The organism is Kribbella deserti (assembly GCF_042434725.1).
Classification (GTDB): Bacteria; Actinomycetota; Actinomycetes; order Propionibacteriales; family Kribbellaceae; genus Kribbella; species Kribbella deserti.
Genome location: NZ_JBHLTC010000018.1, coordinates 73,845 through 95,604 on the forward strand (window position 1 = coordinate 73,845; position 21,760 = coordinate 95,604).

Sequence of the window (21,760 nt, forward strand, 5' to 3'; positions counted from 1 at the left end):
CCGCCAGTCGGTCGCGAGTGGACGCGTCATAACGAGTCCACTCGCGGCACGGGGATCAGCCGAGGAGTCCCGTTGTGCGCTTTGCTTGTCTGCGAGTGGCTAGCTCACCGGCGGAGGGGTTACCACCTCGGATCCCCCGGTGGGTAACCCACGCTGGCAATGGCCAGCCACTCGCGCGCGGAGCTCTCCCCGGCTGCGGATCGAGCCGCCTCTCGCCGCGCGGAGTTTGCCCCCGGCTGCGGATCGAGCCGCCTCTCGTCGCGCGGAGTTTGCCCCCGGCTGCGGATCGAGCCGCCTCTCGCCGCCTGGGGTTGACAGGTCGACCTTGAAACTCGGGCGTCAACGTCCGCAATCTCGACCGTCTACCCCCTATTCCGACCGTCGACCCTCGGAATCTGGCCGCGGACCCCGGCGTTGGCCCGAGTTCCGACCGTCGACCCTCGGAATCGGGTCTGCGGTCGCGCTCGGGCAGAGGCGGTTGGGCCGAGGCGGCGGGAGGGAAGGCGGCCGGTCAGGTGTACCCGGGCCCGCGCGCACTTCAAGGCACGCGGGTCGCCAGTGGCGGCCGTGGGTTGTGTCGGGTTGGGTCGTGGCCATGGGCAGGCGGTGATGCCGGCCGGTGGTTTGCACGGGTCGGCTGCCGACTTTTGGCCCGGCTACCTGGTTGCAACCAGGTAGCGGTCAAACAACTCGGCAGTGGTGGCGCCACAACCGGGTAGCCGCGCAAAACCCGCGGCACTCGTGTCCGGGTCGGCCGCCCAGGGGTTCACTCCGGCGCCAGCCCATGCCAGGCCGCGACCACGCGTCCAGTCGGGAGCGGGTCACACTCGTCCGGACCGTGGTGGCCGGGCATGGTGGCGCGCGCTCGCCTCAGTGCCTTCATGTCGTTGCTGTCAGCGGAAGGCGGGGTGGCCGGTTAGGGCTTGGCCGATCACTAGTTGGTGGACTTCGGAGGTGCCTTCGTAGGTGAGAACGGACTCGAGGTTGTTGGCGTGCCGCATGATCGGGTACTCGCCGCTGATGCCGTTGGCGCCGAGGATGGTTCGGCATTCGCGGGCGATGGCGATGGCCTCGCGCACGTTGTTGAGCTTGCCCACGCTGACCTGCTCCGGGCGCAGCGAGCCACTCTCCTTGAGGCGGCCGAGGTGGACCGCGAGCAGGAGGCCCTTGTTCAGCTCGACGGCCATATCGGCGAGCTTCGCCTGGGTGAGTTGGTAGGCGGCCAGCGACTTGTCGAACACCTGGCGGTCCTGCGCGTAGGCGATCGCGGTCTCCAGGCAGTCCCGGGCCGCGCCCATCGCGCCGAAGATGATGCCGAACCGCGCCTCGTTCAGGCACCCCAGCGGACCCGACAGCCCCTTGGCCTCCGGCAGCATCGCGGCGGCGGGCAGCCGTACGTCGTCCAGCACGAGCTCGGACGTCACCGACGCGCGCAGCGACAGCTTGTTCTTGATCTCGGGCGCGGAAAACCCTGGGGTGTCGGTCGGTACGGCGAAACCGCGCACGCCTTCGTCGGTCCGGGCCCAGACCACGGCGATATCGGCGATCGAGCCGTTGGTGATCCACATCTTCGAGCCGTTCAGCACCCAGTCCGAGCCGTAGCGCCGCGCGTTCGTCCGCATGCCCGCCGGGTTGGAGCCGAAGTCCGGCTCGGTCAGGCCGAAGCAGCCGATGGCCTCGCCCGCCGCCATGCGCGGCAGCCACTCGTCCTTCTGCTCATCGCTGCCGTACTTCCACAGCGCATACATCGCGAGGGAGCCCTGCACGCTGACCAGCGAGCGCATGCCGGAATCGGCGGCCTCGATCTCCAGACACGCCAGCCCGTAGGCCACTGAGCCGACGCCGGCGCAGCCGTATCCCGTCAGGTGCATGCCGAGCAGACCGAGTGAGCCGAGCTCCTTGGCCAGCTCGCGCGCGGGGATCTGGCCCGTCTCGAACCACTCGGGCAGCTGCGGCCGCAGGCGCTCGTCGGCGAAGCGGCGCGCGGTCGTCCGGATCGCCAGCTCCTCGGAGCTGAGCAGCGAGTCGACATCGATGAGGTCCAGCGCAGCGGTCATGCGGACAAACCTAACCGCCCGGACCGACAACTCAGAGTGCTGCGGCCACCACCGGCGCAGTGACTATCGCCACGGCCACCACCAGCGCTGCCGTCGGGGATGCCGCACGGTGATGCTGCTGTACTTCGCGGTGCCGACCACCTGCAGGCGCGGTGCCCCGGCCTTCGGCTCGCCCGCCTTGTTCTCAACCGCGCCGCCGGTCGACTCGATCTGGTCGACGTCGATGATCCAGCCCGGCGGCACGATCATCAGCAACGACCCGTGCTTGACCTCGGCCTCGACCCGCACCTGCGGCGATCGCAGCACGGCCTCGCTGAAGTCGAGCTTGATGCTGGAGTGCTCGATGCGGGCGGTGATCCGCGGCGGCACCTGCCACTTGCCCACCCGTTTCTCGGCCGAGTGCTTGACCCGCAGGGCCAGTACGTCGGACTGGCCACCGTGCCCGACTGGTCCATCCGGCTCGGCCGGGACCAGATCGGCGGTCACGTGGACCAGCTCCTGCCGGGTTTTCGCCTGGTAGATCCGCGTCAAACGCTCGTCCAGTTCCTCCAGGTCGAGCCGGCCGTCGCCATGGGCCTCCTGGACCTGCGCGGCGGCTCGCTCCCGGTCCTGGTCCGACGCGCGCGGTGCTGGTGGTTCAGAGGCGCGAGGCGCGGGCGTGAACTCCGGAGTCATGAGGCCAACCGTAGCGCCGAGCGGGGACAAAGCAGGCCGCCAGACCTGGGACAATGGCCCGGTGAATTCCCGCGATGTCGTCATCCTCGGTTCGACCGGCTCGATCGGTACTCAGGCGCTCGAGCTGATCGGGCGCAATCGCGACCGGTTCCGGGTGCTGGCGATCTCGGCGGGCGGCGACAACGTCGGCCTGCTCGCGCAACAGGCGCTCGAGTTTGAGGTCGAGGTGGTCGCGGTCGCGAAGGCCACCGCGGTCCAGGACCTGCAGCTCGCGTTCTACGCCGAGGCGCAGCGCCAGGGGTACGCGCAGGGCGAGTTCCGCATCCCCAAGATCATCGCCGGGCCCGAGGCGGCCACCGAGCTCGCGGGCCTGCCGTGTGACGTCGTTCTCAACGGCATCACCGGTTCGGTCGGCCTCGGTCCCACCCTCGCCGCGCTCGACGCGGGTACGACGCTGGCCCTGGCCAACAAGGAATCCCTGGTCGTCGGTGGTCCGCTGGTCACCAAGCGGGTCAAACCCGGTCAGATCGTGCCGGTGGACTCCGAGCACAGCGCGATCGCCCAGTGCCTGCGCAGCGGGTCCGAGCGGGAGGTGCGCAAGCTCATTCTCACCGCGAGCGGCGGGCCGTTCCGCGGTCGGCCGCGGCGCGAACTGGCCCGGGTGACGCCCGCGCAGGCGCTGGAACACCCGAACTTCGCGATGGGTCCCGTGGTGACGATCAACTCGGCCACCTTGGTGAACAAGGGTCTCGAGCTGATCGAGGCCCACCTGCTGTTCGGCGTACCGCTGGAGTCGGTCGAGGTGGTCGTGCACCCGCAGCAGGCCGTGCACTCGATGGTGGAGTTCGTCGACGGGTCCACCATCGCCCAGGTCGGCATTCCGACGATGACCCTGCCGATCGCTCTCGGGATGAGCTGGCCCGACCGGGTTCCGGACGCCGCCACGCCGTGGAGCTGGTCCGAGGCGAGCACGTGGGAGTTCCTGCCCCTGGACAACGAGGCCTTTCCGTCGGTCCAGCTGGCGCGGGAGGCCGGGATCAGGGGCGGTACGGCGCCGGCCGTGTTCAACGCGGCGAACGAGGAGTGCGTGGCGGCCTTCCGCGACGGGCGGCTGCCGTTCCTGGCGATCGTCGACACCGTGGCCCGGGTAGTGACCGATCACGACGTACCCTCGTACGTGGACCTCTCCGTCGAGGACGTGCTCGCGGCGGAGTCCTGGGCGAGAACCCGCGCCCGCCAGCTGATCGGCGTACAGGAGACGACACAGGTATGACCGCATTGCTCACCATTCTCGGCGTCCTGGTCTTCGCGATCGGCATGGTCATCTCGGTCTCGCTGCACGAGGCCGGTCACATGATTCCGGCGAAGAAGTTCGGCATGAAGGTGACGCAGTTCTTCTTCGGCTTCGGCCGCACGATCTGGTCGTTCAAGCGCGGTGAGACCGAGTACGGCATCAAGGCGATCCCGTTCGGCGGGTTCGTGCGCATCATCGGCATGCTGCCGCCGGGCAAGGACCAGGACCCGTCCACGGTCCGGGCCGCCAGTACCGGTCCGTTCCAGTCGCTGGTCGACAACGCCCGCGCCGCGGAGTACGAGACGATCGACCCGGCGGACAACGGGCGGCTGTTCTACCAGAAGCCGTGGTGGCAGAAGCTGATCGTGATGGCCTCGGGACCGCTGGTGAACGTGGTGATCGCGTTCCTGCTCTTCGGCGGCCTGTTCATGTTGTACGGCGCCTCCGAGTTGCAGACCACGGTGAAAACCGTCAGCAAGTGCGTGATCCCGGCCAACGAAGCCACGCCGACCCGCGAGTGCGACGAGACCAAGGACAAGCCCTCGCCCGCGCGGGCCGCGGGGATCTTGCCGGGCGACCGGATCGTCTCGTTCAACGGCGTTCAGATCACCGAGTGGGAGCAGCTCACCCCGCTGATCCGGGCCAACACCGACAAGCCCGCGACGATCGTGGTCGAGCGGGACGGCAAGGTGCTGCCGCCGATGAAGACCAACACCATCCTGAACCAGGTGGTCGAGAAGGCCGGCTCCGAGAAGGTGGTGAACGTCGGCTTCCTGGGCGTTTCCCCGGAGACGAAGATCGTTCGCCAGGACCTCGGCTACACGGTCACGCAGATGGGCGTCATCACCGAGGCGACCTTCCACGCGCTGCTGCGCTTCCCGGAGAAGCTGGTCGGGGTGGCCAAGGCCATCGTCGGCGGTGAGCGCGACCAGAACGGCCCGATGAGCGTGGTCGGCGCCGGCCGGGTCGCGGGTGAGGTCGCCTCCGACCAGTCCATCACCGGTGAGGCGCGGTTCGCGTTCCTGATCTCGCTGCTGGCCTCGGTGAACCTGTTCCTTGCCCTGTTCAACTTCGTGCCGCTGCTGCCGCTGGACGGCGGTCACATGGTCGGCGCGATCTGGGAGGGCATCAAGCGCGGATTCGCCAAGCTGACCGGCCGCCCGGACCCCGGTCACGTGGACGTGGGCAAGCTGCTGCCGGTGGCTTATGTGATGGCCAGTATCTTCGTAGTGATGGGCGTCTTGCTCGTCGTCGCCGATGTGGTGAACCCGATCAGACTCAACGGTTAGGAATCGAAGCACCGAATGACCATCAATCTGGGCATGCCTCCGTTGCCTCCGCCCGTGCTGGCACCCCGCCGCAAGACCCGCCAGATCAAGGTCGGCAAGGTGCTGGTGGGTGGTGACGCGCCCATCTCGGTGCAGTCGATGACGACCACGCTCACCTCCGACGTGAACACCACGCTGCAGCAGATCGCCGAGCTGACCGCCGCGGGCTGCGACATCGTGCGGGTGGCCTGCCCGTCCCAGGACGACGCGGACGCGCTGCCGGAGATCGCGCGGCATTCGCAGATCCCGGTGATCGCGGACATCCACTTTCAGCCGAAGTACGTGTACGCCGCGATCGAGGCGGGCTGTGCCGCAGTCCGGGTCAACCCGGGCAACATCCGCAAGTTCGACGACCAGGTCAAGCAGATCGCCGCCGCCGCGAAGGACCATGGCACGTCGATCCGGATCGGCGTGAACGCCGGTTCGCTGGATCCGCGCCTGCTGGAGAAGTACGGCAAGGCCACGCCGGAGGCCCTGGTCGAGTCCGCGGTCTGGGAAGCCTCGCTGTTCGAGGAGCACGACTTCCACGACTTCAAGATCTCGGTCAAGCACAACGACCCGGTGGTCATGGTCAAGGCCTACGAGATGCTGTCCGAGCGGGGTGACTGGCCGTTGCACCTGGGTGTGACCGAGGCCGGTCCGGCGTTCCAGGGCACGATCAAGTCGGCCGTCGCCTTCGGTTCGCTGCTGTCGCGCGGTATCGGCGATACGATCCGCGTCTCGCTGTCGGCACCGCCGGTCGAAGAGGTCAAGGTCGGCCTGCAGATCCTGCAGTCGCTGAACCTGCGCGAGCGCAAGCTCGAGATCGTCTCCTGCCCGTCGTGTGGCCGCGCTCAGGTGGACGTCTACACGCTGGCCGAGCAGGTGACGGCGGGCCTCGAGGGCATGGAGGTCCCGCTGCGCGTGGCCGTCATGGGCTGTGTCGTGAACGGCCCGGGCGAGGCCCGCGAGGCCGACCTCGGTGTTGCCTCGGGCAACGGCAAGGGCCAGATCTTCGTCAAGGGCGAGGTGATCAAGACCGTGCCCGAGTCGAAGATCGTCGAGACCCTGATCGAAGAGGCGATGCGCATCGCCGAGGAGATGGGCGAATCCGGCGAGACCGTCACCGGTGAGCCGACCGTCACCGTCAGCTGAACCAGTGGTCAACAACTACCTGGTCGTGGCCGCGACCCGGGCAGAGGTGAAGTATCTGCCCGGGCACCTGCCCGTCGTCATCACCGGCATCGGCAAAACCGCGGCCGCCGTGATCACCGCCCAGGCCCTGTCCGACCGCGACCGCCGGGACCTGGTCGTCATCAATCTCGGCAGTACGGGCGCCCTGCGCGACGGCCTCGACGGCGTCTACCTGCCGAGCAGCGTGATCAACCACGACATGAACGCGGACGCCATTCGCGCGCTCGGCTACGACCCGGCCGACGTACTGCCGATCGAGGGCGGCGACGGCACGGTCCTGGCCAGCGGCGACACCTTCGTCACCGACCCGGTGATCCGCGCCCGCCTGGCCGAACGGGCCCACCTCGTCGACATGGAGGCCTACGGCATCGCGTATGCCTGCCGCCAGTACGACGTACCGCTTCGCCTCGTGAAGCACGTCTCCGACAACGCCGACGAGTCGTCCGTCGACTGGCCCGCCCTGGTGGACCGAAGCGCCCACGCCCTCGCCGACTGGGCCAAGGCCAACCTCACCTGACCACGCCGAGGTACGGCCACCTCCCACACCATCCCACCCGCCATCCACCCCACGAGTGGTCGCGTTATGACGCGACCACTCGTGAAAGGGGATGGCACGGCGCGGGGTGTGGGGGAGACTTGACCTTGACCCTGGGGGCAGGGTTTAGCGTCGGGACGAGGAGGCGGCATGCATATCGGTGATCTGGCCGCGCGGGCTGGGGTGACGGTCAAGGCGGTTCGGTATTACGAGTCGCAGGGGTTGCTCAAACCCGCGCGGGAGGCCAACGGCTACCGGACGTACGGCGAGCACGATGTCGTCGTGGTCCGGGAGATCAAGGCCCTGCTGTCGCTCGGGCTGACCGCTGAGCAGACCTACCCGTTCATCGAGTGTCTGCGGGCCGGGAACGACCGGGCGGACGTCTGCCCGGCGTCGCTCACGGCGTACCGGGCGCGGATCGCCGAGGTGGACGCGCGGATCGCGGAGCTGAGCGATCTGCGGGCGAAGCTGACCGATCTCCTCGCCGATGCCGAGAGCTGGCGCAAACGCGGCTCCGGCGTACCGACGATGGAAACGAGGAAATGATGTCTCAACTGGCTGCGGTGAACGAGCAGAACTTCGCCGAGGTCGTCCTGGCCGCGGACGGCCCGGTGCTGGTCGACTTCTGGGCGCAGTGGTGTGGACCGTGCCACCAGCTCGAGCGTGTGCTGGCCGAGATCGCCGACGAACGCGCCGACCGCCTCACGATCGTCAAGCTGAACGCCGACGAGAATCCCGTCACCGCCTCGAACTTCCGGGTGATGGCCTTGCCGACGCTGATCCTCTTCGACCATGGCGAGCCGGTGTGGACCACCGTAGGCGCCCGTCCCAAGGCGCGCCTGCTCACCGACCTCGACAAGGCCCTTGCCGCCTTACTTACGCCGGCCACTCGCTGACCACGCAAACCTGGATAAGCAACAGCCTTCGTGTCGCCGGTCGGGCACGGAGGCTGTTCGCTGTACCCACTGTTTTCCTTACCTGGCAGGGAATCCGTACGTCGTGGCCATCGGCGGGGCTGCACTTGGTCTCGCTCCCAGCCGACTAGACGGCAAGGCCGTGCGGCTGGGTCCAACGGCCGCTAAATGGTTTCAGTGAAGCGGTAGAGCTCAACTAGCAGGCTGTGAGGACCTGCCACGTAGGCGGAGGTGGTGCCTCAGTCGGTTTATACGGGTTCGAGGGCGATGGTGCCGCCGCGGGCGCGGATCGCTTCGATGTCGGCTTGCGGATTGACGATTCCCAGATGGTCGAACCGGATGGGCATACGGCCTCCTTTGACAGCTATCGATCTAGGATGCTAGCAACATAGCCATGACCGAAGCGGCTGCCAAGAAGGCGCAGTTCAACGTGTATCTGCCGCCGGAATTGATCCGCCGGGTGAAACACAAGGCGATCGACGACGGCGCGAGCCTGTCCGCGTTGGTGGAACGCGCCCTGGAGGAATACCTGCAGCGCAACGGGGAGGCCCGAGGATGAACGCGATCGTATTGCGGCCTCTGCGGTTCAGCGACGACGTCGAGGCGATGCGCCGGTTCTTGGAGTTGCTCGGGCTGCGTTCGCGGATCGAGTTGGAGCGCGGCGGCTGGATCGACATGCCGGCCGGCGCGGGCATGGTCGCACTGCACGACGCGGCGACCAGTTCCACGGGCGGCCGCCCGGGACAAACCACTCTCTCGTTCGAGGCCGACGACATCGACGAACTGGCCGAGCGCCTCCGCGCCGCGGGCCACGAGGACGCCACCGTTTGGGACGAGGCGTACGGCCGGGTGCTGCGGGTCGAGGGGCCCGGCGCGGTCAGCGTGTGGGTGGACGAGCGCAGCGACGACCTCTACGGGTATCGCCTGCACAAGTCCGAGCCGGATGACCGCTGGTCCGTCCGGCTTGTGCTCACCACGGACGATCCCGACGGCTGGCGGTCGCTCTTGCGCCACTTCGGGCAGGGAGACGGTGGGCTGATCAAGATCGACCCCGGCCCGGCGTACGACGTACAGCTCGGGTTCCGTACCACGGAGGGGCTCGACGCGGTCGAGGCTCGTCTCAGCGAAGCCGGTTTCGTGGTGGAGGCGGTCGAGGCGGGACCGGCGGTCGACGACCGCGCGGCTGGATTTGTTGTGCGGGATCCGGATGGGTGCATCGTGCCGGTGCGCGGATGAGGCTGCGGGACGACCCGGACTTCCGGCGGTACTGGCTGGCCCGGGTGCTTTCGGTGATCGGGTCGATGGTCACGTATGTGGCGATGCCCGTGCTGGTCTACCGGCTCAGCGGTTCACCGTTCCTGACCGCTTTGGTGACCGCGCTGGAGGCCGCGCCGTATCTGATCTTCGGTCTGCTCGCCGGTGCGCTGTCGGACCGGTGGAACCGCCGCCGGGTGATGGTCTCGGCCGATCTGATCAACGCGGCGGTTGTCGGTTCCGTGCCGATCGCCTACCTCTTCGACGTGTTGACGGTCGCGCACGTACTGGTCGCCGCCTTCGTCGTACAACTCGTCTTCACCTTCTTCGACGGCGCCAACTTCGGGGCCCTGCCAGTCCTGGTCGGCCGCGACCGGGTCGGCCAGGCGAACGCCGCCGTCTGGTCCGTGTCGAGCCTGATCGAGCTGATCATCCCGGCGATCGCTGGTATCGCGATGGCCGTGATGCATCCCGCCTCGCTGCTCGCGCTGGATGCCCTGAGCTTCCTCGCGTCCGCCCTCGCGATCCGAGGCATCACCCGGGCGCTCTCGCTGCCGCGCGAGGGCCAGCTGCCGTTGCGGCCCGCCGTGATCTACCGGGATATCGCGGCCGGGCTGCGCTTCCTGGTCCGGCATGGCGGGGTGCGCAGCATGACGGTGATCGGCACGTTGCAGTCGTTCGGCGGTGGCGGGTTCGTCGCGTTGATGGTGGTCTGGTGTGACCGGGTGCTCGACATCGGCACCTCCGGTCTTCGCTTCGGCCTCGTCTTCGGTTCCTGGGGTATCGGCGGTCTGGTCGCGTCGATCGGCCTGCCCCGGCTGCTGAAGCGGATGCCGCCGGCCCGGATCACCCTGTACGCCGTACCCGCGTCGGCCGTGCTCGGAGTGGTGACGGCCTTCGCGCCGACCTGGCCGCTGGCCGCGATCGCCTTGCTGTCCTGGGGTTCGGCGTACGTGCTGGTCATCGTCAACTCGATCTCGTACCGCCAGCAGGTGACGCCCGAGGACCTGCTCGGCCGGGTCAACACCGCGGGCCGGATGCTGTCGTGGGGCGTCGGCTGGACGGCGGGCGCGACGCTTGGGGGAGTGGCCGCCGGGCAGTTCGGAATCCGGCCCGCGATGGTCGCGATGGCGGCGGTTGGTTTCCTCGCGGCGGCCTTCGCCTGGCTGTCACCGTTGCCGGCCATCGCCGCCGGACGCGAGCAGCCTGCCGACGCGCCTGCATAACTTTTGGGTGGAAGGCGGGCGAATCGCCTATTGGTGGGCTAGGTTCTGCGCGTGGGTGTTCGGGTACTCGGTCCTCGCGACCTCTCAGCCGCCAGGGCCGTCATCGCCCGGGACCCGGTGATCAACGTCTTCGTGGACAGCCTGATCCAGTCCTCCGGGCTGGATCCGCGCCGCGGCGCCGAGGTCTGGGGATACGTCGACCGCGGCGAACTGCAGTCCCTCTGCCACGCCGGCGGCAACCTCGTACCGGTCGAGGCCGACGACATCGCGATCCGCCAGTTCGCCGCGTACGCGTTGCGGCGCGGGCGGAACTGCTTCCAGATCGTGGGACCGGCCCGGGCGGTTCAGCTGTTCTGGTCGCTCGTCGAGCGGCAGTGGGGACCGCCGCGGGAGATCCGGCCGGACCAGCCGTTCATGGTGATCGACGGGCCGCCCGCGATCGAGCCGGATCCGCGCGTACGGCGGGTCGAGCCGGTGGAACTGCCCGCGTTGTATCCGGCGTGTGTGGCGATGTACACCGAGGAGGTCGGAGTCCCGCCGCAGACCGGGCCGGATGGCACGTTCTACCGGTCGCGGGTGGCGGAGTTGATCCGGACCGGGCGGGCGTTCGCTTGGATCGAGGACGGGCAGGTCGTATTCAAGGCGGAGATCGGCGCGGTGGGGACGGGGGTTTGCCAGATCCAGGGGGTTTGGGTGGAGCCCTCGCGCCGGGGACAGGGGATTGCCGCGCCCGCGATGGCGGCCGTGGTGGAACTCGCCCGCACAATTGCGCCGGTGGTGACGCTTTACGTCAACGCGTTCAACACCCCGGCCCGCGCCGCCTACGAACGCGTCGGCTTCCACACCACCCAAACCTTCGCCACGGTACTTTTTTAGGCGTTTTTGACCGCCCTTTGTCGTTCGGTCGTGGCGAGATGAACCGTGGGGAGATTGAGCGGGTTCCGTGATGGAGCCGGCGGGGTTCGTGCGGTTGGGTGGAGCTCCCGTTCGAAACTGGTCCGCACCGCCCGGCGGAAGGAATCTCTATGCGTAAGCGACTTAAGAGTCTTGCTGGTTTGGCTGTTGTTGCCTTGGCTGTTAGTGGGTTTGTGGTTGAGCCGCGGACCGTTGCGCCGAGTGTTCCGGCCGGTGATGGTGACCCGGCCTACTACTCCATGCGGTTGCCTCTTGGGCTTGGGGTGGGGGCTTTGGGGCGGCTTGGTTTTGATGTGGGGCATGGGCATGGGGCGCGGCCGGTGGTGGTGGCTACCGCGGGGGAGGTTGAGCGGTTGCGGGGGCTGGGGGTTGAGTTGGGCAAGGTGGGGGAGGTTTATCAGCCGATTCCGGCGGGGCGAGTTGCCAAGGCTGCGGATGGGTCGGCTTATTACGGGGGGTATCACACGGCGTTGGGGCATGAGCAGCACAACGCGGCGGTGGCGAAGGCGTTTCCGGAGTTGGTGAGTCTGTTCGATATCGGTGACTCGTGGAAGAAGAGCAAGGGGCTGGGTGGGCATGATATTCAGGCCCTTTGTATTACCAAGCGGCAGGCCGGCGATTGTCAGCTGAACGCGACGGGAAAGAAGCCGAAGTTCATCTTGCACGCGCAGATCCACGCGCGGGAGGTGGCTACGGGGGAGTTGGCGTATCGGTGGATCGATCTGCTGGTCAACTCGTACGGCAAGGACGCCGACATCACGGCGCTGGTGGACTCGCGGGAACTGTGGGTGGTGCCGATGGCGAACCCGGATGGTGTCGACATCGTCGCGTCCAACCCGAGCAAGCCCGTTCTGCAGCGCAAGAACGCGAACAACACCAGTGACTGTGGTCTCGGTTCGACCGGGGTGGACCTGAACCGGAACTCGAGTTTCCAGTGGGATCCCAACGAGGGTGGTCCGTGTGACGAGACCAACCCGGGGGCCGGGCCGGCGTCGGAGCCGGAGACCCTTGCCATCGAGGGGCTGGTCAATCGGATCACGCGCGACACCAAGGGTGACGTGAACGACCCGGCGACAGCTGATACCCGGGCGCTGTTCATCACCTTGCACAGTTACGGGAACGACATCTTGGCGCCGTGGGGTTATACGAACAACCCGGCGCCGAACCGGGCCGCGCTTGTTGCCCTGGGCAAGAAGATGTCCGCGTTCAACGGTTATCCCGTGACCACCGGCGACGGCGGCGTCGGGTACTTCGCGCCCGGCGCCACGGACGACTGGGCGTACGGAACGCGCGGCCTGCCGGCGTACACCTTCGAGGTCGGTCCGGGCAGTGGCGCGTGCGCCGGATTCCTGCCGCCGTACACGTGTATGGACTCGACCTTCTGGCCCAAGAACAAGGGCGCCTTCATCTACGCCGCGAAGGCCGCCGCCAATCCGTACGGCGCGCTGCCGGGGTCCTGACCCGGTACGCCGTACCCCTGAACCGCGATCGGCCCGAAACCGCTCTGGCGCATGAGCGGCTCCGGGCCGATCGCCTTTCCCTGCCGTAGCGCCGGGTCATTACTCGCGGGTAAGGTGCGGGCATGGCGAGAAGCAGGAGTACGACGGGGCTGGCGGCGTTGCTCGGTTTGATGGGCGTGCTGCATTTCGTGAAGCCGGAGCCGTTCGAGCGGATCGTGCCGCGGCAGCTGCCCCGGAAGAAGGAGCTGGTCTACGCGTCCGGTGTCGCCGAGGTGGTCTGCGCGGCCGGGTTGCTGCACCCGCGGACGCGGCGGGCGGCCGGGCTGGCGTCGGCGGGCCTGCTGGCGGCCGTTTTCCCGGCGAACGTGCAGATGGCGCTCGACCTGAACCGCAAGGGCTCGCCCCGGGCCAAGGCGATCGGATTCGCGCGGCTGCCACTGCAACTGCCGCTCATCCGTGCCGCGCTGAAAGCCGCTCGCGAGGACTGACCCGGCGCGTTGTTTCCACAGCCCGGCGGCCCGGTTATCCCCAGGTCCGGAAAGTCGGGTGAGAGCACTGGTCCGAGACGGATATCCTCTTGCGGTCAGTTGTTCCACCTTTTTCCGGTTTGCTTGGAGACTCCCGTGATTTTGCGTATGTCGTCGCTGTTCCTCCGAACCCTTCGCGAGGACCCGGCGGACGCGGAGGTCCCGAGCCACCGGCTGCTGGTCCGCGCGGGCTACATCCGGCGGGCCGCGCCCGGTATCTACACCTGGCTGCCGCTGGGGCTGAAGGTGCTGCGCAACGTCGAGACCATCGTCCGCGAGGAGATGGACGCGATCGGCGCGCAGGAACTCACCTTCCCCGCGCTGCTGCCCCGCGAGCCCTACGAGGCCACCGGCCGCTGGACGGAGTACGGCCCGAACCTGTTCCGGCTCACCGACCGCAAGGGCGCCGACTACCTGCTCGGTCCCACCCACGAGGAGATGTTCACCCTGGTGGTGAAGGACCTCTACTCGTCGTACAAGGACTTGCCGCTGTCGATCTACCAGATCCAGAACAAGTACCGCGACGAGGCCCGGCCGCGCGCCGGTGTGCTGCGTGGGCGCGAGTTCGTGATGAAGGACTCGTACTCGTTCGACATCGACCAGGACGGTCTGCAGGCGTCGTACGACCTGCACCGCCAGGCGTACATCAACATCTTCAACCGCCTCGGCTTCGAGTACGTGATCGTCAAGGCGATGTCGGGCGCGATGGGTGGCTCGGCCTCGGAGGAGTTCCTCGCCATCGCGGAGAACGGTGAGGACACCTTCGTCCGCAGCCCCGGTGGTTACGCGGCGAACGTCGAGGCCGTCGTGGTGCCCCAGGCCGCGCCCGTGGACGCCTCGGGCGTGCCCGCCGCCGAGGTGGTCGACACCCCGGACACACCCACGATCGACACCCTGGTCGACGCGCTGAACGCGAAGCACGCCCGCGCGGATCGCCCCTGGACCGCGGCCGACACGTTGAAGAACGTGCTGGTCATGCTCGTGCACCCCGACGGTAAGCGCGAGCCGCTGGCCATCGGCGTGCCCGGCGACCGCGCGATCGACGAGAAGCGCCTCGGCGCCCAGGTCGAGCCTGCCGAGGTGGTGCCCTTCGAGGAGGCCGACTTCGCGAAGAACCCCGCGCTGGCCAAGGGCTACATCGGCCCGGGCGTGCTCGGCAAGGACAACACCTCGGGGATCCGCTACCTGCTCGACCCCCGGATCGCCGAGGGCTCGGCCTGGGTGACGGGCGCGGACAAGACCGGCTTCCACGTCATCAACCTGGTGTACGGCCGCGACTTCACCGCCGACGGCACGATCCAGGCCGCCGAGGTGCGCGACGGTGACGAGGCCCCGGACGGTTCGGGTCCGCTGTCATCGGCCCGCGGCATCGAGATGGGGCACATCTTCCAGCTCGGCAAGAAGTACGCCGAGGCCCTCGATCTCAAGGTGCTCGACCAGAACGGCAAGCTCGTCACCGTCACCATGGGCTCGTACGGTGTCGGCGTCACCCGCGCCGTCGCGGCCATTGCCGAAGGCAACCATGACGAGTTCGGCCTGGTCTGGCCCCGCGAGATCGCGCCGGCCGACGTGCACCTGGTCGCCACCGGCAAGGACGCGGAGGTCTTCGAGAAGGCCGCCGCCATCGCCGCCGAGCTCGAGGCCCGCGGTCTGACCGTGCTGTACGACGACCGCGAGAAGGTGTCACCCGGCGTGAAGTTCAAGGACGCCGAGCTGATCGGGGTACCGACCATCGCCGTGGTCGGCAAGGGCCTCACCGACGGCGTCATCGAGGTCAAGGACCGCCGCTCCGGCGAACGCTCCAACGTCCCCGTCGCCGACCTCGTAGACCACCTGCTCTCCGTAGTCCGCGGCTAACCCCACCCCCGCGCGCCCCGGCGTGTCGCGGTTCATCGGACGCTTGTGACCGGGCGTGTCGCCGTTCATTGGACGCTTGTGACCACGGGCGGCTGGCCATGCAGGGCGCGCGGTTATTCAGGGCGGGCAGATACCGGGGTTTGGCGCGGCTACCGGGATTGAGGTGGCTGGCTGCCGGTTTTTGTGGCGACTACCTGGTTGCAGCCGGGTAGTCGCGCAACAACTCGGCAGCGGAGCGGCGGACCGCGCATAGACCGGCTCCGAACCACTTCGGCCGTCGCACGGAATCTCCGCGCACAAGCCCGGTCACAAGGGTCCGATCAACGGCGACACGCCCGGTCACAAGCGTCCGATGAACGGCGACACGCCGCGTCACGAGGGTCCGATGAACGGCGACACGCGCGTCGCGTCGGGAGGGCCGGGGGCACCTGTTGGCGAATGAACGCTAGGGCTTGGGCCGGTGGGGGCTGGGGTGGGACCAGAGGGCGGGGATGGTGCGGGGTTTGCGGAAGACGAGGCCGTGGGGGGCGGGGGAGGGGCCGGACGGGTCCAGGCGGAGGTCGGGGAGGCGGGTCAGGAGGTGGCGGAGGGCGGTTTGGGCTTCCAGGCGGGCCAGGTGCATGCCTAGGCAGATGTGCGGGCCGCTGGCGAAGGCCAGGTGGCGGCGGGCGTTGGGGCGGCGTACGTCGTAGGAGTCCGGCGATGGGAAGACCGCGGGATCGCGGTTGGCCCCGGCCAGGGAAACCGTGACGAGATCGCCCTGGCGGATGGTCGCGCCGCCGAGTTCGACGTCGCGGGTGGCGTAGCGATCGACCGTGGCGGCGGCTGGTTCGAGGCGGAGGGATTCCTCGATGGCGTTGGCGAGGAGCTCTGGATCGGCCCGTACGAGCTCGAGCTGGTCCTGGTTCGTCAGGAGGTGCCAGAGGGCGTTGGTGATCATGCCTTCGGTCGTTTCGATGCCGCCGAACATCAGCACGGCGGCATTCGCGACCACCGCGTCGGTGTCGAGACCGGCCTGGGCGGCGTGCGCGACCAGCGACGAATCGACCTTACCGGTGGCGATGGCTTTGGCGACGTGGGCGTACAGCAGGTCGAAGGCCTCGCCGCCGGCCGCGGTGACCGGGCAGCCCGCCGAGACACCCGTGACGGAGGCGGAGATCGCGTCGTACCAGTCGAGCACGGTCGCGGGATCGGTTCCCGGCAGGCCGAGTGAGTCGGCGACCACGGCGACGGACAACGGCCCGGCGACGGCACGGCGGAGATCCGCGCGGCCGAGCGGTTCGATGGCTGAGACCAGGCGGTCGGTTTCGGCCTCGACGAAGGCGGTGAAGCGTTCGCGGGTCTGGGCCAGACCGAACGGGGCCTCGAACGGATCGCGGTGCCGGGCGTGGTCCGCGTGGTCCAGCGAGAGCATCGACGGGCCGACCACCTGGGCGGTCGAGAAGCGCGGGTCGTCGACGGTGAAGGTCTCCGGATCCCGCATCACCCGCATCGCCATTTCCCGCGTCGTGACCACCCAGGCGCCGAGCGACTCCACCCAGGCGACCGGCCCAGCGGTACGCATCGCCGCGAGCGCCGCGTGCGGGTCCTGCTCGAGTTCGCCGGTCGACACCTCAACGTTCTGCATCCACCCAGTGTCCGCGACCCTCCGGGAAGCCCGACGGGGACCCTGGTGGGGGATTACGCTCTGGAGGTGAGTGATCTCGGAGTGACACGGGACCAGGTGCACGAGCGGATCTTGCTGGTGGCGGCGAGTGTGCTGCTGGCGGTTTCGGCGTCGAGCCGATGGATCCACGACACCAAAGCCGCCGCCAATACCGGCACAGACCACGAGTACAGCGGCTGGGGCCTGGTCACCTTCCTCGACACCTCCGGCGCCGAACCCGGCGAGTACGCCCTCTCGCCGTACCTGGCGTTCCTCCTTCCGCTAGTCCTGGCGGTAGTGGTCGGCGGGATCCTCCTGCCGCCAGCCGAGATCGGCGGCTGGGTCGGCCAGGTGCTCGGCTGGGTCGCGATCGGGTTGAGCGCGGCCCTCGTACTCCTGGCGATCAGCGTCGGACGCAACGACGAGGTGGATCTGGGCGGCGGGCTCGTCGCCTCGGCCGCGCTCTCGGCCGGACTGGCCGTGCTCTACTTCCGCACCGCGCAGAACCCCTGGCCGACGGCCGACCCGAGGCCCTCCGTTGGGTGGCGTAGGAAGGCCTGAAAACCGGAACCAGTGCACCCGCTGGTACTGCTGAGACAGATCGAGAGGGAACGACTCAGCGGGCCAGTGGGTTACGGAACGGGGGGTGCCGACCTTTAGGGTGTGCCCCATGTCTGAGAACCTGGTGCTGCTGCCTGCCGTCGACGTGGCCGACGGTCAGGCCGTCCGGCTGGTGCAGGGCGAGGCCGGCAGCGAGACGTCGTACGGCGACCCGCTCGCGGCGGCGATGGCCTGGCAGAACGCCGGCGCCGACTGGATCCACCTGGTCGATCTGGATGCCGCCTTCGGGCGTGGCAGCAATCGCGAGCTGCTCGCGGAGGTGACCGGCAAACTCGACGTGAAGGTCGAGCTGTCCGGCGGTATTCGCGACGACGAGTCGCTGACGAACGCGCTGGCCACCGGCGCGGCCCGAGTGAACATCGGCACCGCCGCCTTGGAGAACCCGGAGTGGTGCGACCGGATCGTCGCGGAGTATGGCGACCGGGTCGCGATCGGCCTGGACGTGCGCGGGCGCACGCTCGCGGCGCGCGGCTGGACCAAGGAGGGCGGCGACCTCTACGAGGTGCTCGAGCGGCTCGAACGGGCCGGCTGCGAGCGGTACGTCGTCACCGACGTCACCAAGGACGGCATGCTGCAGGGGCCCAACCTGGAGCTCTACTCCGACCTGTGTGCCCGGACCGACAAGCCCATCGTCGCCAGCGGCGGCGTTTCCAGCCTGGACGACCTGCGCGCGCTGAGCACGCTGGTCGCCGACGGGGTGGAGGGCGTCATTGTCGGAAAGGCCTTGTACGCGGGGGCGTTCACCCTGACCGAGGCACTCGAACTCACCCGTGGAGGCAATCAGTGAGTCTGGCCGAAAAGCTGGCCGGCAAAAAGGTCCTGGTCACCGGCATCACCGGCTTTGTCGGTGAGGCGCTGCTGCACCGGATGATCGGCGACCTGCCGGACACCACCGTGGTCGCGATCATCCGGCCGAAGGGCTCGCTGACCGGCTCCGCCCGGATGGCGCAGCTGCTGAAGAAGGACATCTTCAAGCCGTTCTACGGCGAGGGCACGCCGTTCGCCGACGCGGACGCGCTGACCGCGGCCCGGGTGCAGGTCGTCGAGGGCGATCTGTCCGACGTACCGGCGCTGCCGACGGATCTCGACATCGTGGTGCACTGCGCCGGTGACGTGAGCTTCGACCCGCCGATCCACGACGCCTTCACCACCAACGTGCTCGGCACGAAGAGCCTGCTTGAGCGGATCGTGGAGACCCAGCGGCCGGTCCATTACGTGCACATCTCCACCGCCTACACCGCGGGCCGCCGCCGGGGCGCGATTCCCGAGGCCCCGGTCGACCACAACGTCGACTGGCGGGTGGAGGCCAAGGCTGGTATGGCGATGAAGGACCGGGTCGAGGAGGAGTCGCGCAGCGCCGCGATGCTGACCAAGTTCCGCAAGGAGGCCGAGAAGCTGCACCGCCGCGCCGGCCACCTGACCGCGGCGGCCGACACCGAGCGGCGCCGTACCGAGTGGGTCGCGAAGAAGCTGGTCGAGACCGGTACGGAGCGCGCCCGCAGCCTCGGCTGGACCGACTGCTACACCTTCACCAAGGCCCTCGGTGAGCGCGTGGTCGAGGAGTTCGCCGGTACCCTGCCGACGTCGATCGTGCGTCCGGCGATCATCGAGTCCGCGGTCCAGAGCCCGTTCCCGGGCTGGATCGAGGGCTTCAAGATGGCCGAGCCGCTCATCTTGGCCTACGGCCGTGGCGAGCTGCCGGAGTTCCCGGCGAGCCCCGACTCCGTCGTCGAGATCATCCCGGTGGACCACGTCGTCGGCGCGATCTGCGCGGTGATGGCGACCGAGCCCGAGCTGAACAAGCCCGAGTACTACCACGTCAGCTCCGGCGCCCGGAACCCGCTGACCTTCGAGCAGCTGTACGCCGGTGTGCGCGCGTACTTCCAGAAGCACCCGTTCGATCTCGGTGAGCGTGGCGCGGTCCGGCTGCCGGTGTGGAAGTTCCCCGGCGGCGACTCGGTCGAGAGCCTGCTGCGGTACGGCGAGCGCGCGCACAAGATCGCCGACCAGATCATCACGCACATCCCGCGCGGCGAGAAGACGCTGAAGTACGCACGCGAGCTCGACGTACAGAAGCGGCGGCTCGACTTCCTGCGCCGCTACATGGACCTGTACTCCGAATACGCCCAGGCCGAGCTGCAGTTCATCGACGACAACGTGCTCGCGCTGCACAACGCGCTCGAAGGCGACGACCGGGAGAAGTTCTGGTGTGACTCCGCGATCGTCGACTGGCAGCACTACCTGCAGGAGGTGCACTGCCCGAGTGTCACCGACTCGCTGCGCCGCCTGGACGTCGTTCGCAAGAAGCGCAACAAGGCCCTCGCGGAGTCCGGTGGCGCGCTGAAGAAGCTGGCGCCGGGCGACTCCTCGATCATCGCCGCGTTCGACATGGACGGCACGCTGCTGTCGTCGAACGTGATCGAGACGTACCTGTGGATGCGGCTGCCCGAGCTCGACTCGCACCAGCGTGCCGGTGAGATCGGCGCGATGCTGCGCAAGCTGCCGAAGCTGGTCTCGGCCGAGCGCAAGGACCGCGGCACCTTCCTGCGCACGATCTACCGTCGCTACCAGGGTGCCGACCTCGAACAGCTGAACCACATCGTCGACGAGGTGCTGGCCGAGCACGTGCTGGAGCGCCTCAGCGGCGCGGCCGTGCGGCGGATCCGGGAGCACAAGGCGGCCGGTCACCGCACGATCCTGATCACCGGCGCGGTCCGGCCGTTGACCCGGCCGCTGGAGCCGTTGTTCGACGAGATCATCGCGGCGGACCTCGCGGTCGACGACCGTGGCCGCTGCACCGGATTCCTCACCGGGCCGCCGCTGGTCGGTGAGTCCCGCGCGGCCTGGATCAAGCACCGCGCCCGCGGCACCGACATCGACCTGTCGAAGTCGTATGCCTACGCCGACAGCCACTCCGACCTGCCGATGCTGACCACGGTCGGCAACCCGGTCGCGGTCTCGCCCGACGTCTCGCTGTACCGGGCCGCCCGCGCGGGCCGCTGGCAGATCGTCGACTGGAAGACCCCGGCCACCTCGTCCCGTCTGGAGATTCCCGGGGTGAACGCCCGATGATGCTCGCGCTCGAGATGTACCGCTCGCCGGCCCGCTACCTGGCGGCCAAGGCCGTCGGCGGCCGCATTCCGGCCATCCTGACCGGACCGGCGGCACCGCTGCGGCTGGTGACGATCGCCGAGCCGAAGGCCGATCGCGACGGCTGGGCCCGGATCCGGCCGATCCTGTCCGGCATCTGCGGCTCCGACCTCGGCATGGTCACGGGCCACACCAAGCTCTACTTCTCCGCGATGGTCTCGATGCCGTTCGTGCCAGGCCACGAGATCGTCGGCGAACTGCTGGACGACTGCGAGGACCTGCCGAAGGGCACCCGCGTGGTGATGGACTCGGTCCTGACCTGCGCCGCCCGTGGCGTCGAGGCCTGCGACGGCTGCAGCTCGGGTGATACCAACCGCTGCGACCGCATCACCGTCGGCCATGTCGCGCCCGGGCTGCAGACCGGGTTCTGCCAGGACACCGGTGGCGGCTGGGGCAACGTGATGGTCGCGCATCGCAGCCAGCTGTACGTCGTACCCGACGGCATGTCGAACGAGCGGGCCGTGCTCTCCGAGCCGCTGGCCTGCGCGGTGCACACCGCCCTGCGCGCCAAGATCGAGCCGGGCCAGTCCGTGCTGGTCAGCGGCGCCGGCGCGGTCGGGTTGTTCGCGACCCTGGCCCTGCGGGAGCTGACCCAGGCCGGCCGGATCACCGTGGTTGCGAAGCACGCGAAGCAGCGCGAACTGGCCCGGGCCTTCGGCGCCAGCGACGTGGTCGCCCCGGACGAGGTCTTCCGCGGCGTACGACGCGCCACCGGCGCCTTCCGGCTGAAGCCCGAGCTCGGCCGCGAGTTCCTGCTCGGCGGCGTGGACGTCGCGGTGGACGCCGTCGGCAGCAAGGACTCGATCGACACCGTGCTGCGGGTGACCAAGGCCGGTGGCCGGGTGGTGCTCAGTGGCATGCCGTCAACCGGTGCGGATCTGTCTCCGGTGTGGTTCCGTGAACTGGAGCTGACCGGGACGTATGCCTCGGCCCGCGACGAGCCGAACGGCAGACCCGCCTTCGAGACCGCGCTCGAACTGGCCGCGAAGGCCCCGCTCGACGGCGTGGTCGGCGCGACCTACCCGCTCTACCGCTGGCGCGAGGCCCTTGACCACGCCCAGTCCGCCGGTCGTCTCGGTACCGTGAAGGTCGCCTTCGATGTGAGGTCGGCATGAACTTTGAGGTCGGT

At 68.6% G+C, this 21,760-nt stretch carries 20 protein-coding genes; 17 read left to right on the plus strand and 3 right to left on the minus strand.

The features are described from left to right. Positions 1 to 893: 893 nt before the first annotated feature. Both ACFFGN_RS13740 and ACFFGN_RS13745 read right to left on the minus strand, forming a co-directional pair. On the minus strand, positions 894 to 2,057 hold the full coding sequence (locus tag ACFFGN_RS13740; RefSeq protein WP_380047236.1) for an acyl-CoA dehydrogenase family protein: 1,164 nt from the start codon (positions 2,055 to 2,057) through the stop codon (positions 894 to 896). Between the two features lie 63 nt (positions 2,058 to 2,120). After that, positions 2,121 to 2,732, minus strand: coding sequence for a DUF1707 SHOCT-like domain-containing protein (locus ACFFGN_RS13745; protein ID WP_380047239.1), 612 nt, complete (start codon positions 2,730 to 2,732; stop codon positions 2,121 to 2,123). 61 nt (positions 2,733 to 2,793) lie between these two features. Here ACFFGN_RS13745 and dxr point away from each other — a divergent pair, with 61 nt between their 5' ends. From dxr to ACFFGN_RS13810, 13 genes are all read left to right on the plus strand, one after another. Further along, positions 2,794 to 4,005, plus strand: coding sequence for a 1-deoxy-D-xylulose-5-phosphate reductoisomerase (gene dxr, locus ACFFGN_RS13750; RefSeq protein ID WP_380047241.1), 1,212 nt, complete (start codon positions 2,794 to 2,796; stop codon positions 4,003 to 4,005). Then, positions 4,002 to 5,315 (plus strand): M50 family metallopeptidase, encoded by a 1,314-nt coding sequence (locus tag ACFFGN_RS13755; RefSeq protein WP_380047243.1) that lies wholly within the window; start codon positions 4,002 to 4,004, stop codon positions 5,313 to 5,315. Before dxr ends, ACFFGN_RS13755 begins: the two co-directional genes overlap by 4 nt. 15 nt (positions 5,316 to 5,330) lie before the next feature. Continuing rightward, positions 5,331 to 6,488, plus strand: a complete 1,158-nt coding sequence (gene ispG / locus ACFFGN_RS13760) for a flavodoxin-dependent (E)-4-hydroxy-3-methylbut-2-enyl-diphosphate synthase (RefSeq protein ID WP_380047245.1) — start codon at positions 5,331 to 5,333, stop codon at positions 6,486 to 6,488. A gap of 4 nt (positions 6,489 to 6,492) precedes the next feature. Beyond that, on the plus strand, positions 6,493 to 7,044 hold the full coding sequence (locus ACFFGN_RS13765) for a nucleosidase (RefSeq protein ID WP_380047247.1): 552 nt from the start codon (positions 6,493 to 6,495) through the stop codon (positions 7,042 to 7,044). A gap of 168 nt (positions 7,045 to 7,212) precedes the next feature. Beyond that, entirely contained in the window at positions 7,213 to 7,608 is a 396-nt protein-coding gene (locus tag ACFFGN_RS13770) for a MerR family transcriptional regulator (protein ID WP_380047250.1), read from the plus strand. Then, positions 7,608 to 7,958, plus strand: a complete 351-nt coding sequence (trxA, locus tag ACFFGN_RS13775) for a thioredoxin (protein WP_380047252.1) — start codon at positions 7,608 to 7,610, stop codon at positions 7,956 to 7,958. The genes ACFFGN_RS13770 and trxA overlap by 1 nt, the downstream gene beginning before the upstream one ends. Before the next feature lie 412 nt (positions 7,959 to 8,370). Continuing rightward, positions 8,371 to 8,535 (plus strand): ribbon-helix-helix domain-containing protein, encoded by a 165-nt coding sequence (locus ACFFGN_RS13780; RefSeq protein ID WP_380047254.1) that lies wholly within the window; start codon positions 8,371 to 8,373, stop codon positions 8,533 to 8,535. Then, positions 8,532 to 9,212, plus strand: coding sequence for a VOC family protein (locus ACFFGN_RS13785; RefSeq protein WP_380047256.1), 681 nt, complete (start codon positions 8,532 to 8,534; stop codon positions 9,210 to 9,212). The genes ACFFGN_RS13780 and ACFFGN_RS13785 overlap by 4 nt, the downstream gene beginning before the upstream one ends. Further along, positions 9,209 to 10,456: an MFS transporter gene (locus tag ACFFGN_RS13790; protein WP_380047258.1), complete on the plus strand. Its 1,248-nt coding sequence runs from the start codon at positions 9,209 to 9,211 to the stop codon at positions 10,454 to 10,456. Before ACFFGN_RS13785 ends, ACFFGN_RS13790 begins: the two co-directional genes overlap by 4 nt. Before the next feature lie 51 nt (positions 10,457 to 10,507). Further along, positions 10,508 to 11,332, plus strand: a complete 825-nt coding sequence (locus ACFFGN_RS13795) for a GNAT family N-acetyltransferase (RefSeq protein ID WP_380047260.1) — start codon at positions 10,508 to 10,510, stop codon at positions 11,330 to 11,332. A 509-nt stretch (positions 11,333 to 11,841) separates the two neighbouring features. Further along, positions 11,842 to 12,831, plus strand: a complete 990-nt coding sequence (locus ACFFGN_RS13800; protein ID WP_380047262.1) for a M14 family zinc carboxypeptidase — start codon at positions 11,842 to 11,844, stop codon at positions 12,829 to 12,831. 122 nt (positions 12,832 to 12,953) lie between these two features. Next, the gene (locus tag ACFFGN_RS13805; protein WP_380047264.1) at positions 12,954 to 13,319 is read left to right on the plus strand and encodes a DoxX family protein; all 366 of its coding nucleotides are present in this window, start codon (positions 12,954 to 12,956) and stop codon (positions 13,317 to 13,319) included. 135 nt (positions 13,320 to 13,454) lie between these two features. Then, positions 13,455 to 15,215 carry a proline--tRNA ligase gene (locus ACFFGN_RS13810; protein WP_380047267.1) on the plus strand — a complete coding sequence of 587 codons (1,761 nt, stop codon included), beginning with the start codon at positions 13,455 to 13,457 and terminating at the stop codon, positions 15,213 to 15,215. Between the two features lie 445 nt (positions 15,216 to 15,660). Here the strand turns inward: ACFFGN_RS13810 and ACFFGN_RS13815 are convergent, their stop codons facing one another. Next, the gene (locus ACFFGN_RS13815) at positions 15,661 to 16,842 is read right to left on the minus strand and encodes a cytochrome P450 (protein WP_380047269.1); all 1,182 of its coding nucleotides are present in this window, start codon (positions 16,840 to 16,842) and stop codon (positions 15,661 to 15,663) included. Positions 16,843 to 16,908: 66 nt separating this feature from the next. Between ACFFGN_RS13815 and ACFFGN_RS13820 the strand changes: the two genes are divergently transcribed. The 4 genes from ACFFGN_RS13820 to ACFFGN_RS13835 all read left to right on the plus strand — a co-directional run bounded on the left by ACFFGN_RS13820 (position 16,909) and on the right by ACFFGN_RS13835 (position 21,746). Further along, on the plus strand, positions 16,909 to 17,421 hold the full coding sequence (locus tag ACFFGN_RS13820) for a hypothetical protein (protein ID WP_380047271.1): 513 nt from the start codon (positions 16,909 to 16,911) through the stop codon (positions 17,419 to 17,421). 109 nt (positions 17,422 to 17,530) lie between these two features. Beyond that, positions 17,531 to 18,268, plus strand: coding sequence for a bifunctional 1-(5-phosphoribosyl)-5-((5-phosphoribosylamino)methylideneamino)imidazole-4-carboxamide isomerase/phosphoribosylanthranilate isomerase PriA (gene priA / locus ACFFGN_RS13825; RefSeq protein WP_380047273.1), 738 nt, complete (start codon positions 17,531 to 17,533; stop codon positions 18,266 to 18,268). Further along, complete coding sequence (locus ACFFGN_RS13830) at positions 18,265 to 20,553, plus strand: HAD-IB family hydrolase (protein WP_380047275.1); 2,289 nt, start codon at positions 18,265 to 18,267, stop codon at positions 20,551 to 20,553. The genes priA and ACFFGN_RS13830 overlap by 4 nt, the downstream gene beginning before the upstream one ends. Next, positions 20,550 to 21,746 (plus strand): zinc-dependent alcohol dehydrogenase, encoded by a 1,197-nt coding sequence (locus ACFFGN_RS13835; protein WP_380047277.1) that lies wholly within the window; start codon positions 20,550 to 20,552, stop codon positions 21,744 to 21,746. Before ACFFGN_RS13830 ends, ACFFGN_RS13835 begins: the two co-directional genes overlap by 4 nt. The last annotated feature ends 14 nt before the right edge of the window (positions 21,747 to 21,760 follow it).

Coding starts and splice junctions, on each gene's coding strand:
- ACFFGN_RS13740 (WP_380047236.1), bottom strand. CDS start 2,057: ATGACCGCTGCGCTGGACCTCATCGATGTCGACTCGCTGCTCAGCTCC.
- ACFFGN_RS13745 (WP_380047239.1), bottom strand. CDS start 2,732: ATGACTCCGGAGTTCACGCCCGCGCCTCGCGCCTCTGAACCACCAGCA.
- ACFFGN_RS13755 (WP_380047243.1), top strand. CDS start 4,002: ATGACCGCATTGCTCACCATTCTCGGCGTCCTGGTCTTCGCGATCGGC.
- ispG (WP_380047245.1), top strand. CDS start 5,331: ATGACCATCAATCTGGGCATGCCTCCGTTGCCTCCGCCCGTGCTGGCA.
- ACFFGN_RS13770 (WP_380047250.1), top strand. CDS start 7,213: ATGCATATCGGTGATCTGGCCGCGCGGGCTGGGGTGACGGTCAAGGCG.
- trxA (WP_380047252.1), top strand. CDS start 7,608: ATGTCTCAACTGGCTGCGGTGAACGAGCAGAACTTCGCCGAGGTCGTC.
- ACFFGN_RS13780 (WP_380047254.1), top strand. CDS start 8,371: ATGACCGAAGCGGCTGCCAAGAAGGCGCAGTTCAACGTGTATCTGCCG.
- ACFFGN_RS13785 (WP_380047256.1), top strand. CDS start 8,532: ATGAACGCGATCGTATTGCGGCCTCTGCGGTTCAGCGACGACGTCGAG.
- ACFFGN_RS13790 (WP_380047258.1), top strand. CDS start 9,209: ATGAGGCTGCGGGACGACCCGGACTTCCGGCGGTACTGGCTGGCCCGG.
- ACFFGN_RS13805 (WP_380047264.1), top strand. CDS start 12,954: ATGGCGAGAAGCAGGAGTACGACGGGGCTGGCGGCGTTGCTCGGTTTG.
- ACFFGN_RS13815 (WP_380047269.1), bottom strand. CDS start 16,842: ATGCAGAACGTTGAGGTGTCGACCGGCGAACTCGAGCAGGACCCGCAC.
- priA (WP_380047273.1), top strand. CDS start 17,531: ATGTCTGAGAACCTGGTGCTGCTGCCTGCCGTCGACGTGGCCGACGGT.
- ACFFGN_RS13835 (WP_380047277.1), top strand. CDS start 20,550: ATGATGCTCGCGCTCGAGATGTACCGCTCGCCGGCCCGCTACCTGGCG.